We start from the raw sequence: 17,410 nt of genomic DNA on the forward strand, positions 1-17,410 counted from the left end.
ATCGGCTTGCTATCGGGGCGTATGTCGAAGCCGATGCTCCTGGCCGATTTCATCCGCTTGCCACCAGCCGTGCGCGGCGACGTGGTCGAGGGGCTCGCCGCGGTGATCGATACCGTCGCCGACCAGGGACCGCCGGGGCATCGCTTTCTGCGTTTCGGCTGGTACGCGGCAGCGCTCGCGGCATATGGCGGCGATGCGCGGACGCTGGTCGTCGTCGAGGACGAGGCGCCGATGCTGACCTTACCCTTCGTTCGGTTCGGGCCGTCGGTGTTCGGCATGGCGCAGATCCCGGGCTGCTACTGGCCGTTCCGCAGCTTCGGCCTTGCGCTGGGGGCGAGCGATGCGACGATGAAGATCGCGCTGGCGACGCTCGCCAGCCACGTGAACGGGCTTCGCATCGGTCCGGTCCACGACGGCGATCCCGCCGCCAGGGCCCTGATCGCCGCAGCGCGGGCGCAGGGCTGGGTCGCGATCGACCGGCTGGTCGGCGAAAACTGGGCGCTCGACATGCCGCCAGTCGATGCCGGGCGCGCGGGCGCGGGCGGCGAGCCGTGGCCGCGCCCGTCGACGTTGCGCAAGAACCGCTTCCACGAAAAGCATCTGGCCGAACATGGCGCGCTCGAGTGGCGGTTCCTGGCGCGCGACGACTGGCCCGCGGCGTTCGCCGATCTCGGTGCGATCGAGCAATCGAGCTGGATCGCACACGCCACGAACCGCACCGACATGAAGTTCACGACCGACGGTCACCTCGCCTTCTGGCAAGCCGCGGTCGCGGATCCCGTGCTGGCGGACATGTTCCGCGGCGCGCTGCTCCGCGTCGACGGCGCGCCCGCCGCCTTCTCGTTCGACATCGATACCGGCGACCTGCGCTACGCGATCGCCAACAGTTATGATCCGCGCTTCGCCAAGCACTCGCCCGGCAAGCTGCTCTACTGGCGCAATCTGGTCGCGGCCGTCGCGCAGGGCGTGCGCCGCGTCGATTGGGGGGCTGGGGATAGCGGCTACAAACAGGTGATCGGCGCGCATGTCGATGCGCCGATCCGGGACTGGCTGGTGTTTCGCCCCGGCCTGCCGGCGCTGGCCGGACGCGCATTCGGCTGGGTTTGGCGCCGTAGCGGTCGGTGATCCGACCGGCCCGGTCGACCATCTCGATGCCGACCTTGCGACCTGACGGCGCAGGCCGCCAAGACCACGATGGCGGCGAGGCATCCGGCCCGCTATCGACAGCAAGCGTTCAGATCGTCCCGCTATCAGGCCGGTTTGGATCGCGGGGATTGCGTCGGACATGTCGAGGACCTGGGTTCGGTTGGTGATGGGGGCGGGGCTGGCCCTGTCTGGGGGGCATGCGGCGGCACAGGTTGCGCCGAATGCCGCGGTGCCGGCGGCCCTCGACGTCGAGCATGTGCAATTGCCGGTCGATGCGCTGATGCAGGACGCCGCGGAATATGCCCGCCGGTTCGGCGTCCCCTTCGACGAGGCGTTGCGCCGCCTGCGCGCGCAGGGCGAGAGCGTGGTGACGACCGATGCGTTGCGCGAAACCTTCAAGGATCGCTGGGCGGGGATCGCGGCCGAGCACCAGCCGGCCTACCGCATCGTCGTGCTGCTGACCGGCAGCGACCCGGTGCCCGATCGGACGATCGTGGCGGGTGGCATGATCGTGCCGATCGTCTTTCGCACCGGCGCCACGGCGACGCGCGAGGCGATCCTGGCGCAGATCGCGGCCCATCAGGCGACGATCCGCGCATCCTTGCCGCATCCACCGGGAATGGGGCTGGACCAGCGCACCGGCGAACTGGTCGTCGTGATCGCCAACGCCGATTCGTCGCTCGACCGGGACGGCGCGTTGCACGACCGGATCGCCGCGATGACCGGGGTCCCCGTACGGATCGATCTGGTCGATCGTCCTTCGGGCGACATGGCGCAGGTCGACGCTGGCGCCGCCGTTCGGAGCGGGCCGATCGAGGGCGGGCCTGTCGAGAACGGCCTTGTCGAGAACGGCCTTGTCGAAACCGGACTTGTCGAGAATGGGGTTATTAAGGGTGGCGGCCGTGTCGTCGGAACGGTCGACGGCAGGCGCTATGCCTGCACGACGGGGTTCGTGGTGTCGGACGGGATGCGCACCGGGATCGCCACCGCGGCGCACTGCCCCGACAGCTTGTCCTATGTCGACCGGGCGTATGTCGATCCGCTCCATGCCGATCGGAAGGGTCGCGACGTGCCGATCGATTTCGTCGGCCAATGGGGCTGGGGCTATCAGGACGTCCAGGTCAATCTAACGCCGGACCAGGGCCGCATGCCGCTGGCGCCGTTGTTCTACGCGGATACCGCCAAGACGCTCGTCCGCCCGGTCGTCACCTGGCGCTATCGGACGAGTACCCGCGCAGGCGACTTCGTATGCCACCGGGGCGAACGGACCGGCTATAGTTGCGCCGTCGTGGCGATGGTCGATTTCGCGCCTGCCGGCGATCTGTGCGGCGGTGCCTGCCTGGCGACCTGGGTCGCGGTGGAGGGGCCGACCTGCAAGTCCGGCGACAGCGGCGCGCCGGTGTTCGAGGGCACGACTGCGCTCGGCATTGTCAAGGGTGGCACCTATCGCAGCGACGGGACGTGCCTGTTCTACTATTACATGTCGACGGACTACCTGCCGCCGGGATGGACCCTGCTGCACCAGTGAAGCCGGGCGCCGTGTGGAGCCCGGCCAGCCGAGAAGCTGGCGGGTCGATTGTGTCTTTTCGCCAAGCGCTGTACGCCCCGCCCGGATCACGGTGCCGACGCGCGCCGACTAGCGGCCTATTCGACACGGGCATATCATGGACTCCTCGGGCCTAGAGGCCGTTTTCCTCGCGAACCGCGATACGCTGCTGCGGTTCCTCCGCTCGCTCGGCGCGGGTGATGCGGCGGAGGATCTGGTGCAGGAACTCTGGGTGCGGATCCAGTCGGCCCCGACCGGACCGATCGCGTCGCCCTTGTCGTATCTGTACCGGATGGCGAACAATTTGATGCTCGATCGGCACCGCGCGGTGCGCCAGGCGGACAAGCGCGACCGGGAGTGGACGCAGGCGACGGGAGCAGCATCGCCGGAGCAATCCGAGGCGCCGTCCGCCGAACGCGTCGTGATCGCGCGCCAGCAGGCGGCGCTGGCCGAGGCGGCGCTGCAGGCGGTCGGCGAGCGGGCGGCGCGGATCTTTCGCCGGCACCGGATCGACGGGATCGAGCAGCGCGCGATCGCCGCGGAATTTGGGATCGGCCTGAGCACGGTCGAGGGCGACCTGCGCAAGGCGTATCGGGCGATGATCGACGCGAAGCGGCAGTTCGATGCGGGATAAGGCGATAAGGGCGCACCGCATCGTCTCCGTCATCGCGTATAGGAGGCCATGATGGCGGAGCATGACGAGATCGACGCGCCTGCGCTGAACGGGGCCGCGCTGGACTGGGTTGTCCGGACCGGCAGCGATGCGTTCGACGACTGGCCGGCGTTCCACGCCTGGCTGGAGGCGGACCCGCGCCACGCGGCGGCGTATCATGCGACAGCGGCGGATATCGACGCGATGGCGGCGATCGTGCCTCCCGAGCCTGTTACGCCGGTTGTCGTCGCGATACCCGCACGGCGGCGCTGGCCGGTCTGGGCTGGTGGGGCGATCGCGGCGTCGCTGGCACTTTTCCTCGGCTATGGCGCGATCGAGACGGGCGCGCACCCCTATGCGATCGAGACGGCGGCCGGGGCCATCCGGACCGTACAACTCGCCGATGGCAGTTCGATCGCGATCGGTGGCGCGACCCGGCTGATACTCGATCGCGACGACCCGCGGGTCGCGACGCTGGAGCACGGCGAGGCGATGTTCGTCGTGCGCCACGACGACCGCGATCCGTTCGAGGTGAGCGTCGGTGGCGCGCGGCTGATCGACGTCGGTACCGCGTTCGACGTGAAGCGGGTACGCGGCGAAACGCGCGTGGCGGTGTCCGAGGGCGCGGTGGATTATAATCCGGGACGCGACGGCATCCGGCTCGCCAAGGGCCAGGGGCTGCACGTGCGCGATGGCAAGGCCACCGTGAGCGCGGTCGACGTGGCCAGCGTCGGATCGTGGCGCGACAGCGTGCTGGCTTATGAGAATGTGCCGCTGGCGGAAGTGGCGGACGATCTGTCGCGTGCGCTCGGCGTCGATCTGCGCGCCGACCCGTCGGTCGCGACGCGCGCGTTCAGCGGCAGCATCGCGACGGCCAAGCTCGCCGGCGACCCGCGACTCGCGGCTCCGCTGCTCGGCGTGGCGATCCGCGAGCGTGGCGGCCACTGGGTGATGTCCGCGCGTTCGTGAGCATGCGCGGATGTCTGGTCGTCGGGGCGCTCGCACTCGCCGCATCCGCACTCGGGGCACCCGCGCTGGCGAAGCAGGGGGCGGGGCAGGGGGCGGGCCAGGGCGCCGTCGACTTGCCGGCCGGACGGCTGGGCGACGCGGTGCTGGCGTTGGGGCGGCAGTCCGGCACGAGCATCGTCGTCACCGATCCTCTATTGTGGGGCCGCCGGGTCCCGGCGGTTCGAGGGCGGATGACTGCGCGGCAGGCGCTCGAGCGGTTGGCGATCGCGGTGCAGGCGGACGTCGTCGCGGCGGGATCGGTCGGTTGGCGGCTCGCGCCGCGCAAACCGGTTCGCCGCGAGGTCGTTCGGGTCGCGCGCGCGAAGCCTTCCGCGATCGTAGCTGCACCGGCTGCGGACGGCGCCGATATCGTCGTGACCGGCAGCAAGCGCGAGGTGCGCCTGCGCGATTTTGCCGGGCAGGTGGCGTTGCTCGACGGCGTCGACCTGGCGCTCGGCGGGGCGGGCGGGACCGATGCGATCCTAGCGCGGCTGGCGAGCGTGTCGTCGACGCATCTCGGCGCCGGGCGCAACAAGCTGTTCATCCGCGGCATCGCCGATTCGAGCTTTACCGGACCGACGCAGACCACGGTCGGCCAGTATCTCGGCGATCTGCGGCTCAGCTACAATGCGCCCGATCCCGATCTGCGGCTGTACGACATCGCCTCGGTCGAGGTGCTCGAAGGGCCGCAGGGGACGCTGTACGGCGCAGGATCGCTCGGCGGGATCATCCGCACCGTGCCCAACGCGCCGGAACTGGGTGCGGTATCGGCGTCGATCGCGGGCGGCCTCGCGGCGACGTGGCACGGCGATCCCGGTGGCGACCTGGGCGCGACGCTGAACGTGCCGCTCGGGGAGCGCACCGCGTTGCGTGTCGTCGGCTACGGGGTCAGCGAGGGCGGGTATATCGATAATCCGGTGCTCGACCGGCGCGACGTCAACCGCACGCGGATCGTCGGCGGCCGGGCGACGCTGCGGCTGGATGCGGGGAATGGCTGGAGCGTCGATCTGGGTGGGATAGGCCAATCGACCAAGGGTGACGACAGCCAGTACGCGGATCGCGACGCGCGCAGGCTCACGCGTTCCAGCGCAATCGTGCAGGGGTTCGACGCGGACTATGCGATGGGACAGGTCGTCGTTTCGGGCGAGATCGGCGCGTTGAAGGTTCGATCCTCGACCGGGATCGTCGGCCAGACGCTGACCGAACGCTATGATGCGACCGTGCCGACGCTCGATCCGACGCTGCCGGAGTCCGACTCGCCAGCCGTCGGCAGCCCTGTGACCATAGGAACGGGTAGCCCACGCGTGTTCGCGCAACGCAATGCGACGACGCTGATCGCGAACGAGACGCGGGTGTGGCGGCCTATGCGAAACGGGTTCGGCTGGGTGGTCGGCGGCAGTTTCACGCATAACCGGACCCGGCTGTCGCGCTCGCTCGGGCCGGTCGATGCGCCGGCCCCGGTGACCGGCGTGACGAACAGCATCGATGAGGCGACGCTGTACGGCGAAGGCAGCGTCCAGCTGTTCCGCGGGCTGACCGCGACCGCCGGCGCGCGCGTGACCCGCGCGTCGCTGGACGGAACCGGTGACGACGTCGTCCCGGCACGACTGGAAGCGGTCGCGCTGGCCCGCGCGCGCATCACCGCAGACCGGATCGAGACGAGCGTGCTGCCGTCCGCCTCGGTCATCGCGGCGGTACTGCCCAAGGTGTCGGTGTACGGGCGCTACCAGCAGGGCTTCAGGCCGGGGGGGCTGGCGATCGAGAGCGATTTCGTCCGGCGGTTCGAGAACGACCGGGTGCGGACGCTGGAGAGCGGCGTGCGCTACGGGCTCGCCGGGGTCGATCGCGCCTATCTGACGGCGAGCGTGTCGCATACGATCTGGCAGGACATCCAGGCCGACTTCATCGATGCGACCGGCCTGCCGAGCACGGCCAATATCGGCGACGGGCGGATCTGGACGTTCAGCGCCACCGCCGGGTGGAAGCCGGTCGCGGGGCTGACGCTGGATGCCGGCGTCACCTACAATGACAGCCGCGTGACCGAGCCGAGCGCGGCGTTGTACGTGGCGCTCGTCCGGATGAGCCAGGTGCCCAACATCGCGCGCTACGCCGGGCGGCTGGGCGCGGACTATCGGCGCGATCTCGGCGGCGACCTGGAGCTGCGGGTATATGGCTGGGCGCGCTATGTCGGGCGGTCGCGACTGGGCGTCGGACCGGTGCTGGGCGAGGAGCAGGGCGATTATCTGGATACGGCGTTGACCGCGCGGGTCGGGAGGCCGTCGCTCGGGCTGACGATCGGCGTGACCAATCTGACGGACAGCGTGGGGAACCGCTTCGCGCTCGGCACACCGTTCCAGGTGGGCAGCGGGCAGATCACGCCGCAACGACCGCGGACGCTACGGATCGGACTGGATGCCGCGTTCTGACCTTTGCCTTTCGATCCTCCCCCGCAAGGGGGAGGTAAATCGCGTAGCTAGACGAAGGGGGAGGACACGGAACCAAGGTTTCGTTTGCCTCCCCCTCCGTCTGGCGAGGGCCAGCCACCTCCCCCTGGCGGGGGAGGATTTAGCAGTCAGGCCTTCGCCAGCGCGCGCTGGTCCGCGGGCAGCAGCGCCAGTGCGGTCTTGTAGCAGTCGTCGACGTGCGAATTGCCGACCAGCTTCATCGCACCGAAGCTGATCGTCGCCGCCAGCGCCGAGCCGGCGAAGGGCACGAACTTGGCCATCGATCCCACCGCGACGCGCGCACCGACGCGGCGGAGCAGCGCGACGACGATGCGCTTGGTGACCATCCGCCCGATCATCGTGTTGCCGAGGCTCGACGCCATCACGAGCGCCTGTTGCGCGATCTGCGGCTCGAGCTTCTGGACCTGGTCGTGATCGAGCCCGAAGCGCTTGCTGATCTCGGGCAGCAACTTGGTCAGCAGGCCGATGTCCGCGACGATATCGGCACCGGGGATCGGCACGACCGCCGCGCCTGCCGACATCATCGAGCGGGTGGTGACGAGACGCTTGCTGTCGTCGCGGATGCGGTCGAGTTCGGCGATGGTGGTGATCATGCTGGCGTGTTCCTGACGATATCGGTTCTGGAGATGCTGGGCCGACAACGCGCCGCCGCGACACTGGTGCCGCGGGATAATGCGGCGGGATAATCGGCGGGATTCAAGGCTGATCCCCCGCGCCTCCGTCCTCTTTTCGAAAACACATCGAAAAGGGTTCCCATGCGTCGTCTTCTGCTGACCAGCACCTGCCTCCTTGCCGTGACCACCGGTGTCCAGGCGCAGACCGTGATCGATACCAAGCGGACCGACGCGGTGCGCACCTCGACGATCAAGGCCGGCGCTCGCGACGCTATCCGGATCGCCGCGGCGGGTTCGGTCACGCCGGCGACCGGCACCGCGGTGACGGTCGACAGCGTCAACGCGGTCGCCAACGAAGGTACGATCCAGGTCACCAACGCCGACAACGCGACCGGCATCCTCGCCAGTGCCGGCACCGGCGGCGGGATCAGCAACGCGGCGACCGGCAAGATCATCATCGACGAAAGCTATGTCGCGACGGATACCGACAAGGACGGCGATCTTGACGGACCGTTCGCTGCAGGGACCGGTCGCACCGGCATCCGCACCGCGGGCAGCTATGCGGGCGCGATCGTCAACAGCGGCGCGATCACGGTGAAGGGGAACACCTCCGCGGGCATCTGGCTTGGCGGGCCGCTGACCGGCGCCTTTACCCATGACGGCCAGACCACGGTCACCGGCACCGCGTCGACCGGCGTGCGGATCGCCGACGTGACCGGCAACGTCCGGCTGGCGGGCACGATCGCGGCGATCGGCCAGGGCGCTGTGGCGGCGCGCGTCGATGGCGACATCACCGGCGCGCTGGTGGTGCAGGGCGCATTGGGTGCAACCGGCTATCGCTATGCGACCGCGCCGGCCGACGTATCGAAACTGGATGCCGACGACCTGTTGCAGGGTGGTTCCGCGCTGGTCGTCTCGGGCAACGTCTCGGGCGGGATCGTCTTCGCGGTGCCGCCGAAGGACGCCAGCACCACCGACACCGACGAGGACAAGGATGGCCTCCCCGACGCGACCGAGGGCTCGGCGGCGATCACCGCGTTCGGCGCGGCGCCGGCGGTGCAGATCGGATCAGCCACGCGCGCCGTCGCGATCGGTGCCGTGGCGGGGACCGGAACCGGCTTCGGGCTGATCGTCGACGGCGGGATCGCCGGCAGCGGCGTCTATGGCGGCATCGAAGGCAATGGCCTCGTGATCGGCGGGCTCGGCGGCGTGGTGACGATCACGGGCGGGATCGGCGTCAACGGCACCGTGGCCGCGACCGCGAACGGCGCAAGCGCCACCGCGCTGAAGCTGGGCGGCGGTACCTCGACCCCCGAGATCCGCAACGCGGGGACGATTTCGGCCGCGGGCGGCGGGACGACGGCATCGCGGTCCACGGCGGTGCTGGTGGATACCGGCGCATCGGTCGGCACGATCCGCAACAGCGGCACGATCAAGGCGACCGCGCAGGCCGCGGACGGCACCGCGATCGCCATTCTCGATCGTTCGGGCAGCGTGACGCTGGTCGAGAACAGCGGCGGCATCGGCGCGTCGGGGGCGCTCGCCACCTCGGAGCGCAACGTCGCGATCGATCTCTCGGCGAACACCAGCGGCGTCATCGTCCGGCAAACCGCGGTCGCGGCGGGCATCGCCGCGCCCGCGATCGTCGGCGACGTTCGGTTCGGCACCGGCAACGACCTGCTCGACGTCGCGGACGGCAGCGTCGCCGGCGCCGCGCGGTTCGGCGCGGGCAACAATCGGCTGGCGTTGTCGGGCGATGCGACGTTCACCGGCGGTGCGGTGTTCGGTGCGGGCAACGACGCGCTCGCTCTCGCCGGGACGTCGGTGTTCAGTGGTTCAGCGGACTTCGGCGGCGGCAGCGATACGTTGACGCTTGGCGGCACCGCGCGGTTCTCGGGTACGCTCGCCAATTCGGCGGGCCTCGCGATCGCGGTCACCGGGGGCACGCTCGACGTCACCAAGGCCGCGTCGATCGCGTCGCTGACGATCGGCGGTGGCGGCGTGCTCGCGGTGACGCTCGACAAGACCGGCGGCACCGGCACCATGATTCAGGTCGCGGGCACGGCGGCGTTCGACAAGGATTCGAAGCTGGCGTTGAGGCTGACCAGCGTCACCGATGCGGAGGGACGCTATGTCGTGCTGCGCGCGGGCACGTTGACCGGTGCGGCGAACCTCGGCGCGACGACGACGGCGCTGCCGTTCCTCTACAAGGGCAGCATCGCGACCGGCACGGGCAACGACCTGGCCGTCGACATCGCGCGCAAATCGTCGACCGAGCTCGGGCTGAACCGCTCGCAGGCATCCGCCTATGACGCGATCTACAAGGCGCTCGGCAGTGACGCGAAGATCGGCGGCGCATTCCTGAACATCACCGACGGCGACACGTTCCGCGGCTCCGTCCGCCAGATGCTGCCCGATCATGCCGGTGGCACGTTCGAGGCGGTGACGATGGGATCGCGCGCGACCGCCCGCGTGCTCGCCGATCCGCACGGTCCGTTCAAGGACGAGGGCAAATGGGGCTATTGGGTGACGCAGGTCGCCTGGGGCACGTCGAAGACCGTGACCGATACGGCGGGCTACGACATCGCCGGCTGGGGTGCTTCGGCTGGTGCGGAATACAAGACCGGGGTCGGCAATTTCGGCACCTCGATCGCGTATCTGCACGGCCAGGACGCCGACGACGGCACGTCGAACGAAGTGAATTCGGACCAGTATGAACTGGCCGGCTACTGGCGCGGGCGTTGGCACGGTCTGCAGGCCAATGCCCGCGTTTCGGGCGCGAAGGTGAAGTTCGACGGCATCCGCCAGTTCACCGGCGCGATCGGCAGCGAGAAGGTCGAGCGCACCGCGCGCGGCGACTGGGACGGCACGCTGTATTCGGCCTCGGGCGGCGTCTCCTACGAGGCCGGAAAGGGCATGTTCGTATTCCGGCCGATGCTCGCAATCGACTATTACGCGCTCAAGGAGGACGGCTACAGCGAGACCGGCGGTGGCAAGGCGATCGACCTCGTCGTCCGCGCCCGGACCAGCGACGAACTGGCGGTGACCGGCGGCACCGCGATCGGACTCGATTTCGGCAGCCCCCGGTTCGAGGACGGCTGGTTCCGGATCGAAGCCGAGGGTGGCCGGCGCCAGCTCGTCGGCGGCGGGCTCGGCGCGACCACCGCGGCGTTCGCGGGCGGCCAGGCGTTCACGCTGACGCCCGAAAAGCGCACCAGCGGCTGGGTCGGCAAGCTGCGCGGCACGGGCGGCAACGGCATCTTCCGGATGGGCGGCGAGTTCAACGCCGAGCAACAGCAGGGTCGCGTCGCCCTGTCGCTGCGTGCAAACCTGCAGATCGGGCTCTAGCGCTACCCGATTCGCCGGATTCGGGCGCGATGGCGGCTCGAATCCGGCGCTGGTCGGTTGTCTCCCCTGTAACGAAGGAGCGACGACGCATGGCCGAAGACAGGTTGGATATCGATACCGGCACGATCGAGGTTGATGACGACCTTCGCCGGATCGAGTTCGAGGCGGAGATCAGCAGCGAGCGCTATCGGTTCGCGGTCCATTACGATGTGCTGGAGGCGCTGAGCGCGATGGCGCCCGATGCCGAGGCGGCGACGATCTTCAGGCAGCATGCCGACGAGATCGCCAGGCTGGGGGCAAAGGCGCTCGCACGCGATCCGGATCAGGAGATCATCGTGATCAGCGAGAACGATCTGGACTAGCGACGTTATCCGGACGATCCTGCGCGCTTATCCGGCAGTGTCGTCCGGACTGGTGGGAGACGGATGATGAAGCCACTCTGGATGGGTGCCGCGTTGGCCATGACGATCGTCGGCGGGGCCATGCCGGCCGCTGCGCAGAACACGGGTGCACAAAAGACGCCGGCGACGATCGCAAAGGCGCTCGCCGATCCCGCCCGCACCGATCAGCAGGGTGACGATGCGCGGCGCAAGGCAGCGGAGGTGCTGACGTTCTCCGGCGTGAAACCGGGCAACGTCGTCGTCGATTACCTGCCGGGTTCAGGCTATTGGACGCGGATCTTCACGGGCATCGTCGGGCCCAAGGGGCATGTCTATGCGGTCTGGCCCGCGGCAGGCGCCAAATATGCCGAGAAATCGCTTCCCGCCTTGCAGGCGCGGAACCTGGCCAACGTGACGGCGCAAGTGCAGGCGACGAACCTGCCGACGTCGCCGGTGCCGGTCGACCTGTTCTGGACCGTCCAGAACTATCACGACATCCCGAACAACGGTGCGGGCGAACCGGCGTTGCGCGCGTTCGACGCAGCCGTGTTCCGGATGCTCAAGCGCGGCGGAACGTACGTCGTGATCGATCATGCGGATGCGGCGGGCACGGGCATGCGCGGCACCGAGACCCTGCATCGGATCGATCCGGCCGCGGTCAAGGCGCAGGTGCAGGCGGCAGGGTTCAAGTTCGTCGGAGAATCGACCGTGCTCCGCAACCCGGCCGACGACCACAGCAAGCCGGTGTTCGACCCGGCGATCCGAGGTACGACCGACCAGTTCGTCTACAAGTTCCGGAAGCCGTAACCCGCCAGGTTCGCACCGGTCGATGCCGCTTGTGCGTCGACCGGCGCGTCTGGATGGAAAAGGCCTCAATCCAGGCCGGTGGCCGCGTCAGACCCGCAGGTACCTGAAATACCAGACCTCGTGGCCCTGCCGGCGTGCCTTGCGCTCGTACCGCGTCTCTGGCCAGTCGTCGGGGCGAGTCAGGAAATCGTGCGGAGTCTTCGCCTGCCATTCGAAATCGCGACGCGCGTTCATGATCATCATCGACCACCGGCAATAGGTCGGGTCGTCGGTACCGAGCCGGAATTCCGCGCCGGGCTTCAGCTTGGCGGCGATCGTGTCGAGCGGGCCGTGGTTGACCATGCGGCGCTTGGCATGGCGCGCCTTCCGCCAGGGATCGGGATGCAGCAGGTACAGCCGGTCGAGGCTCGCGTCGGGCAGGCGTTCGATGACCTCCAGCGCATCGCCCATGTGCAGCCGGACGTTGGTCAGCTCGCCGTCGCGGATGTGCGCAAGTGCACCGACGACACCGTTGAGGAACGGTTCGCAGCCGATGAAGCCGACGTCGGGGTTCATCGCGGCCTGTCCGGCCAGATGCTCGCCTGCGCCGAAGCCGATCTCGACATGGAGGGGGCGGTCCTCGCCGAACAACGTCATCGCATCGATCGGCCCTTCCTCGGGCACCGACAGGTCGGCGAGCGTTTCCTCGACGAGCGCGGCTTGGCCCAGGCGCAGCTTGTGGCCCTGGCGACGGCCATAGAGGCGGCGGATAACAGAAGGATCGTTCATCGCCGCGCGCTCTAGCGGGCGATTGCGCCGGAGCAAAGCGCGACGCGGACCGTTGCACTCTCGTAATGGTCGATAACGCTTCCAATCCGCCCGGCGAAGACGTCGAGGATCTCAAGGCCGCCGATGCGCAGGATCTGCACAAGGCGGTTCGCGAGGAAGGCGAGGACGAACTCGATCGTCCGGTATCGTCGCTGTTCTTCTCCGGGCTCGCCGCGGGGATGGCGATCGCCAGTTCGCTGATCGCGGAAGGCGCGCTGCACCACGCGCTGCCCGATACGCCGTGGCGGACGATCATCGTCTCGCTTGGCTATCCGATCGGGTTCCTGGTCGTGATCCTCGGGCGGATGCAATTGTTCACCGAGAGCACGATTACCGCGATGTTGCCGCTGGTGACCAAACCATCGGGCTGGGCATTGCGGCGCACGTTGCGGCTCTGGAGTGTCGTGCTGGGCGCCAACCTCATCGGGACGGCGCTGGCCGGCGGGATGATCGCGGCGGGCCTGCTCGGCGGTAGCGAGCTTCGTACCGCGATGATCGAGGTTTCGATGGCGATCACCGAACTCTCGCCGGGCGCGACGTTCGTCAACGCGATCCCGGCCGGATTCATGATCGCGATCCTCGCCTGGTCGCTGCCGAATGCGCGCGAACAGTCGTTCCTCGTGATCGTCGCGATCACGTATGTCGTCGCGATCGCCGCGTTCAGCCATTCGATCGTCGGATCGGTGGAGGCCTGGCTGCTGCTGTTTTCGGGTAAGGTTGGCGTCGCCGAGGCGCTCGGTGGCCTGATGGTGCCGGCGATCCTCGGCAACTTGCTGGGCGGTGCGGGGTTGTTCGCCTTGCTCGCGCATGCACAGGTGCGCGGTGAAATGGACGGACAGGGCGAAAACTGATGGGCAAGACCAAGGACGCCGCAAAGGCCGTCGAGAAGGCGGACCGCAAGGCGACGCACAAGGCGGCCGAGCACCGCGATCAGCCGCTGGTCAAGGCGACCGGGTTCCTCGCCGAGATCGGCGACCAGCCGCAGCTTGTGGCGACGTCGATCGGCACGGTCGTGATCGGCCTGATCGCGCGCAGGCCGGACGTGATCCGTGGCGGCGTGCGGATGCTGACGGCACATGCGGCGGCGACCTTCGTCAAGTCCGCGATCAAAGCGTCGGTCGACCGCACCCGCCCCGAAAAGGCGATCGAGGACGGCAAGGCGCGGTTCGAGCCCGGCAAGAGCGACGATCACGACCAGACGTCGTTTCCGTCGGGACACACCGCGGGCGCGGTTGCGGTCGCGCGTGCAGCGTCGCGTGATATCGGCGGGGCGGGTGCGCCGGCGGCGCTGATCACGGGTGTCGTTGCGGCCGCGCAACCGATCAACGGCAAGCATTATCTATCCGACCTCGTCGTCGGCGCGGCGGTCGGCTGGATTACCGAAGCGCTGGTCAGTGCGATATTCGATCGGATCGCGCCGACCGTCGAAGCGACGATCGCCGACCACGCGCCCTTGCTGCTCGAACATGGCGCTACAGCCGCCTAAGTTGCCCGTCTGCGACGATAAATTGCACCGTCGCGGAACCGTTTCGCGACCGTGACGGTTTGCGACCTCGATAACAGAGGGAAATACGACATGAAGAAGCTCGCCATCGCCACGATGATCGCCGCCATTGCACTCCCGCTCGCAGCGTGCGGCGGCAAGGGTGACGACAAGCTCGGCAGCCAGGTCGAAAAGGCCGCGGACAACCGCGCCGACGCGCTCGAGGCGACCGCCGACAATCTCGAGGACCAGGCCAAGGCCGTGCGCAAGGACGGCGATCGCCAGTCGGACGCGATCGACGACGCCGACGTGAACGCGCAGGCGATGCCACAGGCGCAGAAGGATGCCCTGATCAACGGCAGCGAGAAGCTGCGCTGATCGCGATTGGCGCCTGACCGCGCCGAAGTCTGGGCCGCTCCCCGGTGAAGGCCGGGGGGCGGCTTTTCAGTATGCGGCGGTCTCCGTTATGGAGCCTCCGCATAGCGCAGCGTGGCAGGAAAAGGCCGGCGCGCAAACGCCAGTACGGAAAAAAGGGCAAGACATGATCGACCGGCGTCGACTGGAAACGGGGGGCTTCATCGTCTTCCTGGTGGCGATCACGGTGGCGATGTGCGTCGTCGTCTCGACGTTCGCGGTGGCGTTGTTGTGGAGCGGGCTGGCGGCGATCCTGTTCCAGTCGCTGTACCAGTGGCTGCTGATGCGCTGGCCGGGCCGGCGTAACCTCGCCGCGGCGATGACGCTGCTGATCATCTTCGTCGCGGTGATCGTGCCGACGCTGATCATCGGCAGCCTGATGATCGACCAGTCGGCCTCGGTCTACGCGCGGCTGCAAAGCGGGCAGATCAATTTCGGCGCCTATTTCCAGCAGATCCACGACGCGCTGCCGAACCGAATCCAAGGTGCGCTCGACAAGGCCGGGCTCAACAGCTTCGAGCAGGCGCAGTCGCGCGTGTCGACCATCCTCGGCAACAGCGTCCGGTCTATCGCCGGGCAGGCCTTGTCGATCGGCCGCAACGCGGCGGCGTTCGTGCTGTCGTTCGGGATCGGGCTGTACGTGACGTTCTTCCTGCTGCGCGACGGCGACAAGGTGGGGCCGGCGATCCGTCGCGCGTTGCCGCTGGAGCATTCGGTCGCCAAGACGCTGGTCGACAAGTTCGTCGCGGTGGTCCGTGCGACGATCAAGGGATCCGTCATCGTCGGGCTCGCGCAGGGTGCGCTCGGCGCGGTGACGTTCTGGATCGTCGGGTTGCCGGCCGCCTTGCTCTGGGGACTGTTGATGGCGCTGACGTCGTTGCTGCCCGCGTTGGGGCCGGCGCTCGTCTGGGTCCCGGTTGCGGTGTACCTGCTGGCGACCGGTGCGATCTGGCAGGGCGTGGTCGTGATCGTTTCGGGCGTCGTGGTGATCGGTCTAGCGGACAACATCCTGCGCCCGATCCTGGTCGGTCGCGATACCGGGATCCCGGATTATATCGTTCTGGTATCGACGCTCGGCGGGATCGAGGCGGTCGGGATCAGCGGGATCGTCGTCGGGCCGGTGGTCGCGGCGCTGTTCCTGACTGCGTGGCAGGTGCTGACCGAGCAGCGGCATGCGCAGGTTACCGACCCCGTTCGTCCTGAGTAGCGGTTGAGCTTGTCGAACCAGCGTATGGAAGGATGGGCGGGCGCGGGGGAACCTGCTTCGATACGAGCTTCCCCCTCGTTTTCCCTCTCCCCTAGGGGAGAGGGAGCGACCCGCACGGCGAAGCCGGGTGGGAGGGTGAGGGGAGTGAGGCTCGGACCCTCTCCCCAACGCCCCTCTCCCTTCCGTCGCCAAGCGGCTCCTCCCTCCCTCTCCCCGGAGGGGCGAGGGAAAGAAAAAGCCTCCCGCGGACTGGTCCGCGGGAGGCTTTTTCACATCACCAAAGGCGTCGCTATCAGGCGACGGCGGCCTTCAGTGCGTCGACCAGATCGGTCTTTTCCCAGGTGAACGTGTCGCCCACGGGCTCGCGACCGAAGTGGCCGTACGCCGCGGTCTTCTTGTAGATCGGTGCGTTGAGCTTGAGGTGCTCGCGGATGCCCTTCGGCGTCAGGCGCACGAGCTGCGGCAGGACCGCCTCCAGCCTGGCCTCGTCGACCGTGCCGGTGCCGTGCAGGTCGACATACACCGACAGCGGTTCGGCGATGCCGATCGCGTAGCTAAGCTGGATCGTGCAACGGCGCGCGAGGCCGGCCGCGACGACGTTCTTCGCCAGATAGCGCGAGACGTACGCAGCCGAACGATCGACCTTGGTCGGATCCTTGCCGCTGAACGCGCCGCCGCCATGCGGTGCCGCGCCGCCGTAGGTGTCGACGATGATCTTGCGGCCCGTGACGCCGGCGTCGCCGTCGGGGCCACCGATCTCGAACGCGCCGGTCGGGTTGATGTAGATCTTGGTGGCGGCGGAGATGAAGCCGTCGGGCAGCACGTCCTTGAACACGCCCATCACATAGTCACGCAGTTCGGCGTACTTGGCGGGATCGGGGTTCGTGCCCTTCTCCGAATAGCCCGGCGCATGCTGCGTCGAGACGACGAGCGCGGTCGCGGCGACCGGCACTTCATTCTCGTACGACAGCGTGACCTGGCTCTTGGCGTCGGGCTGCAGGAACGGCGCGGCGCCCGAGTGGCGGTCGGCGGCCATCCGCTCGAGGATCTTGTGGCTGTAGTACAGCGTCGCTGGCATCAGGCCGGGGGTCTCGTCGGTGGCGTAACCGAACATGATGCCCTGGTCGCCGGCGCCCTCGTCCTTGTTGCCGCTCTCGTCGACGCCCATCGCGATTTCCGCGGACTGCGCGTGGAGGTTGTTCTCGAAGCGGAAGGTCTGCCAGTGGAAGCCGGTCTGCTCGTAGCCGATTTCCTTGACGGTGTTGCGCACCGCGGCCTCGATCTCCTCGAGCACGCCGGGTGCCCACTCGCCATTCTCGTAGATGCCCTTGCCGCGGATTTCACCGGCGAGGACGACGAGCTGCGTGGTCGTCAGCGTCTCGCACGCGATCCGCGCCTGTGGGTCCTTGGCGAGGAACAGGTCGACGACGGTATCGCTGATCTGGTCGGCAACCTTGTCGGGATGGCCTTCGGAGACCGATTCGGAGGTGAAGAGGAAGGATTTGCGCATGCGGGCCTCTTTGCCATGCTCTG

At 68.3% G+C, this 17,410-nt stretch carries 15 protein-coding genes; 12 read left to right on the forward strand and 3 right to left on the reverse strand.

The features are described from left to right. Positions 1 to 33: 33 nt before the first annotated feature. From O6Y00_RS15910 to O6Y00_RS15930, 5 genes are all read left to right on the forward strand, one after another. Positions 34 to 1,125, forward strand: coding sequence for a GNAT family N-acetyltransferase (locus O6Y00_RS15910; RefSeq protein WP_353443564.1), 1,092 nt, complete (start codon positions 34 to 36; stop codon positions 1,123 to 1,125). A 160-nt stretch (positions 1,126 to 1,285) separates the two neighbouring features. Further along, positions 1,286 to 2,674 (forward strand): hypothetical protein, encoded by a 1,389-nt coding sequence (locus O6Y00_RS15915; RefSeq protein WP_353443566.1) that lies wholly within the window; start codon positions 1,286 to 1,288, stop codon positions 2,672 to 2,674. Positions 2,675 to 2,810: 136 nt separating this feature from the next. Further along, positions 2,811 to 3,326: an RNA polymerase sigma factor gene (locus O6Y00_RS15920; protein WP_353443567.1), complete on the forward strand. Its 516-nt coding sequence runs from the start codon at positions 2,811 to 2,813 to the stop codon at positions 3,324 to 3,326. Positions 3,327 to 3,377: 51 nt separating this feature from the next. After that, entirely contained in the window at positions 3,378 to 4,313 is a 936-nt protein-coding gene (locus O6Y00_RS15925) for a FecR family protein (protein ID WP_353443569.1), read from the forward strand. A gap of 2 nt (positions 4,314 to 4,315) precedes the next feature. After that, complete coding sequence (locus tag O6Y00_RS15930; protein ID WP_353443570.1) at positions 4,316 to 6,778, forward strand: TonB-dependent receptor; 2,463 nt, start codon at positions 4,316 to 4,318, stop codon at positions 6,776 to 6,778. A 146-nt stretch (positions 6,779 to 6,924) separates the two neighbouring features. Here the strand turns inward: O6Y00_RS15930 and O6Y00_RS15935 are convergent, their stop codons facing one another. Beyond that, positions 6,925 to 7,410, reverse strand: a complete 486-nt coding sequence (locus O6Y00_RS15935; RefSeq protein WP_353443571.1) for a hypothetical protein — start codon at positions 7,408 to 7,410, stop codon at positions 6,925 to 6,927. A gap of 162 nt (positions 7,411 to 7,572) precedes the next feature. Between O6Y00_RS15935 and O6Y00_RS15940 the strand changes: the two genes are divergently transcribed. From O6Y00_RS15940 to O6Y00_RS15950, 3 genes are all read left to right on the forward strand, one after another. Further along, the gene (locus O6Y00_RS15940) at positions 7,573 to 10,779 is read left to right on the forward strand and encodes an autotransporter outer membrane beta-barrel domain-containing protein (RefSeq protein WP_353443573.1); all 3,207 of its coding nucleotides are present in this window, start codon (positions 7,573 to 7,575) and stop codon (positions 10,777 to 10,779) included. Between the two features lie 89 nt (positions 10,780 to 10,868). Continuing rightward, on the forward strand, positions 10,869 to 11,141 hold the full coding sequence (locus O6Y00_RS15945; protein WP_353443574.1) for a DUF1488 family protein: 273 nt from the start codon (positions 10,869 to 10,871) through the stop codon (positions 11,139 to 11,141). A 66-nt stretch (positions 11,142 to 11,207) separates the two neighbouring features. Beyond that, positions 11,208 to 11,966 (forward strand): class I SAM-dependent methyltransferase, encoded by a 759-nt coding sequence (locus tag O6Y00_RS15950; RefSeq protein WP_353443575.1) that lies wholly within the window; start codon positions 11,208 to 11,210, stop codon positions 11,964 to 11,966. Positions 11,967 to 12,053: 87 nt separating this feature from the next. Here O6Y00_RS15950 and trmB read toward each other — a convergent pair whose 3' ends face one another. After that, positions 12,054 to 12,734, reverse strand: coding sequence for a tRNA (guanosine(46)-N7)-methyltransferase TrmB (trmB, locus tag O6Y00_RS15955; protein ID WP_353443576.1), 681 nt, complete (start codon positions 12,732 to 12,734; stop codon positions 12,054 to 12,056). A 65-nt stretch (positions 12,735 to 12,799) separates the two neighbouring features. Here trmB and O6Y00_RS15960 point away from each other — a divergent pair, with 65 nt between their 5' ends. From O6Y00_RS15960 to O6Y00_RS15975, 4 genes are all read left to right on the forward strand, one after another. Further along, positions 12,800 to 13,624, forward strand: coding sequence for a formate/nitrite transporter family protein (locus O6Y00_RS15960; RefSeq protein WP_353443577.1), 825 nt, complete (start codon positions 12,800 to 12,802; stop codon positions 13,622 to 13,624). After that, on the forward strand, positions 13,624 to 14,259 hold the full coding sequence (locus O6Y00_RS15965; protein ID WP_353443578.1) for a phosphatase PAP2 family protein: 636 nt from the start codon (positions 13,624 to 13,626) through the stop codon (positions 14,257 to 14,259). Before O6Y00_RS15960 ends, O6Y00_RS15965 begins: the two co-directional genes overlap by 1 nt. Positions 14,260 to 14,349: 90 nt before the next feature. Continuing rightward, complete coding sequence (locus O6Y00_RS15970) at positions 14,350 to 14,634, forward strand: hypothetical protein (protein WP_353443579.1); 285 nt, start codon at positions 14,350 to 14,352, stop codon at positions 14,632 to 14,634. 163 nt (positions 14,635 to 14,797) lie between these two features. Beyond that, positions 14,798 to 15,877 (forward strand): AI-2E family transporter, encoded by a 1,080-nt coding sequence (locus O6Y00_RS15975; RefSeq protein WP_353443580.1) that lies wholly within the window; start codon positions 14,798 to 14,800, stop codon positions 15,875 to 15,877. A 292-nt stretch (positions 15,878 to 16,169) separates the two neighbouring features. On the opposite strand, the gene metK is transcribed toward O6Y00_RS15975, so the two are convergent. Continuing rightward, the gene (metK, locus tag O6Y00_RS15980) at positions 16,170 to 17,387 is read right to left on the reverse strand and encodes a methionine adenosyltransferase (RefSeq protein ID WP_353443581.1); all 1,218 of its coding nucleotides are present in this window, start codon (positions 17,385 to 17,387) and stop codon (positions 16,170 to 16,172) included. Positions 17,388 to 17,410 lie beyond the last annotated feature (23 nt).

The sequence above is a fragment of the Sphingomonas faeni genome, assembly GCF_040407565.1.
GTDB classification, from domain to species: Bacteria; Pseudomonadota; Alphaproteobacteria; order Sphingomonadales; family Sphingomonadaceae; genus Sphingomonas; species Sphingomonas faeni_F.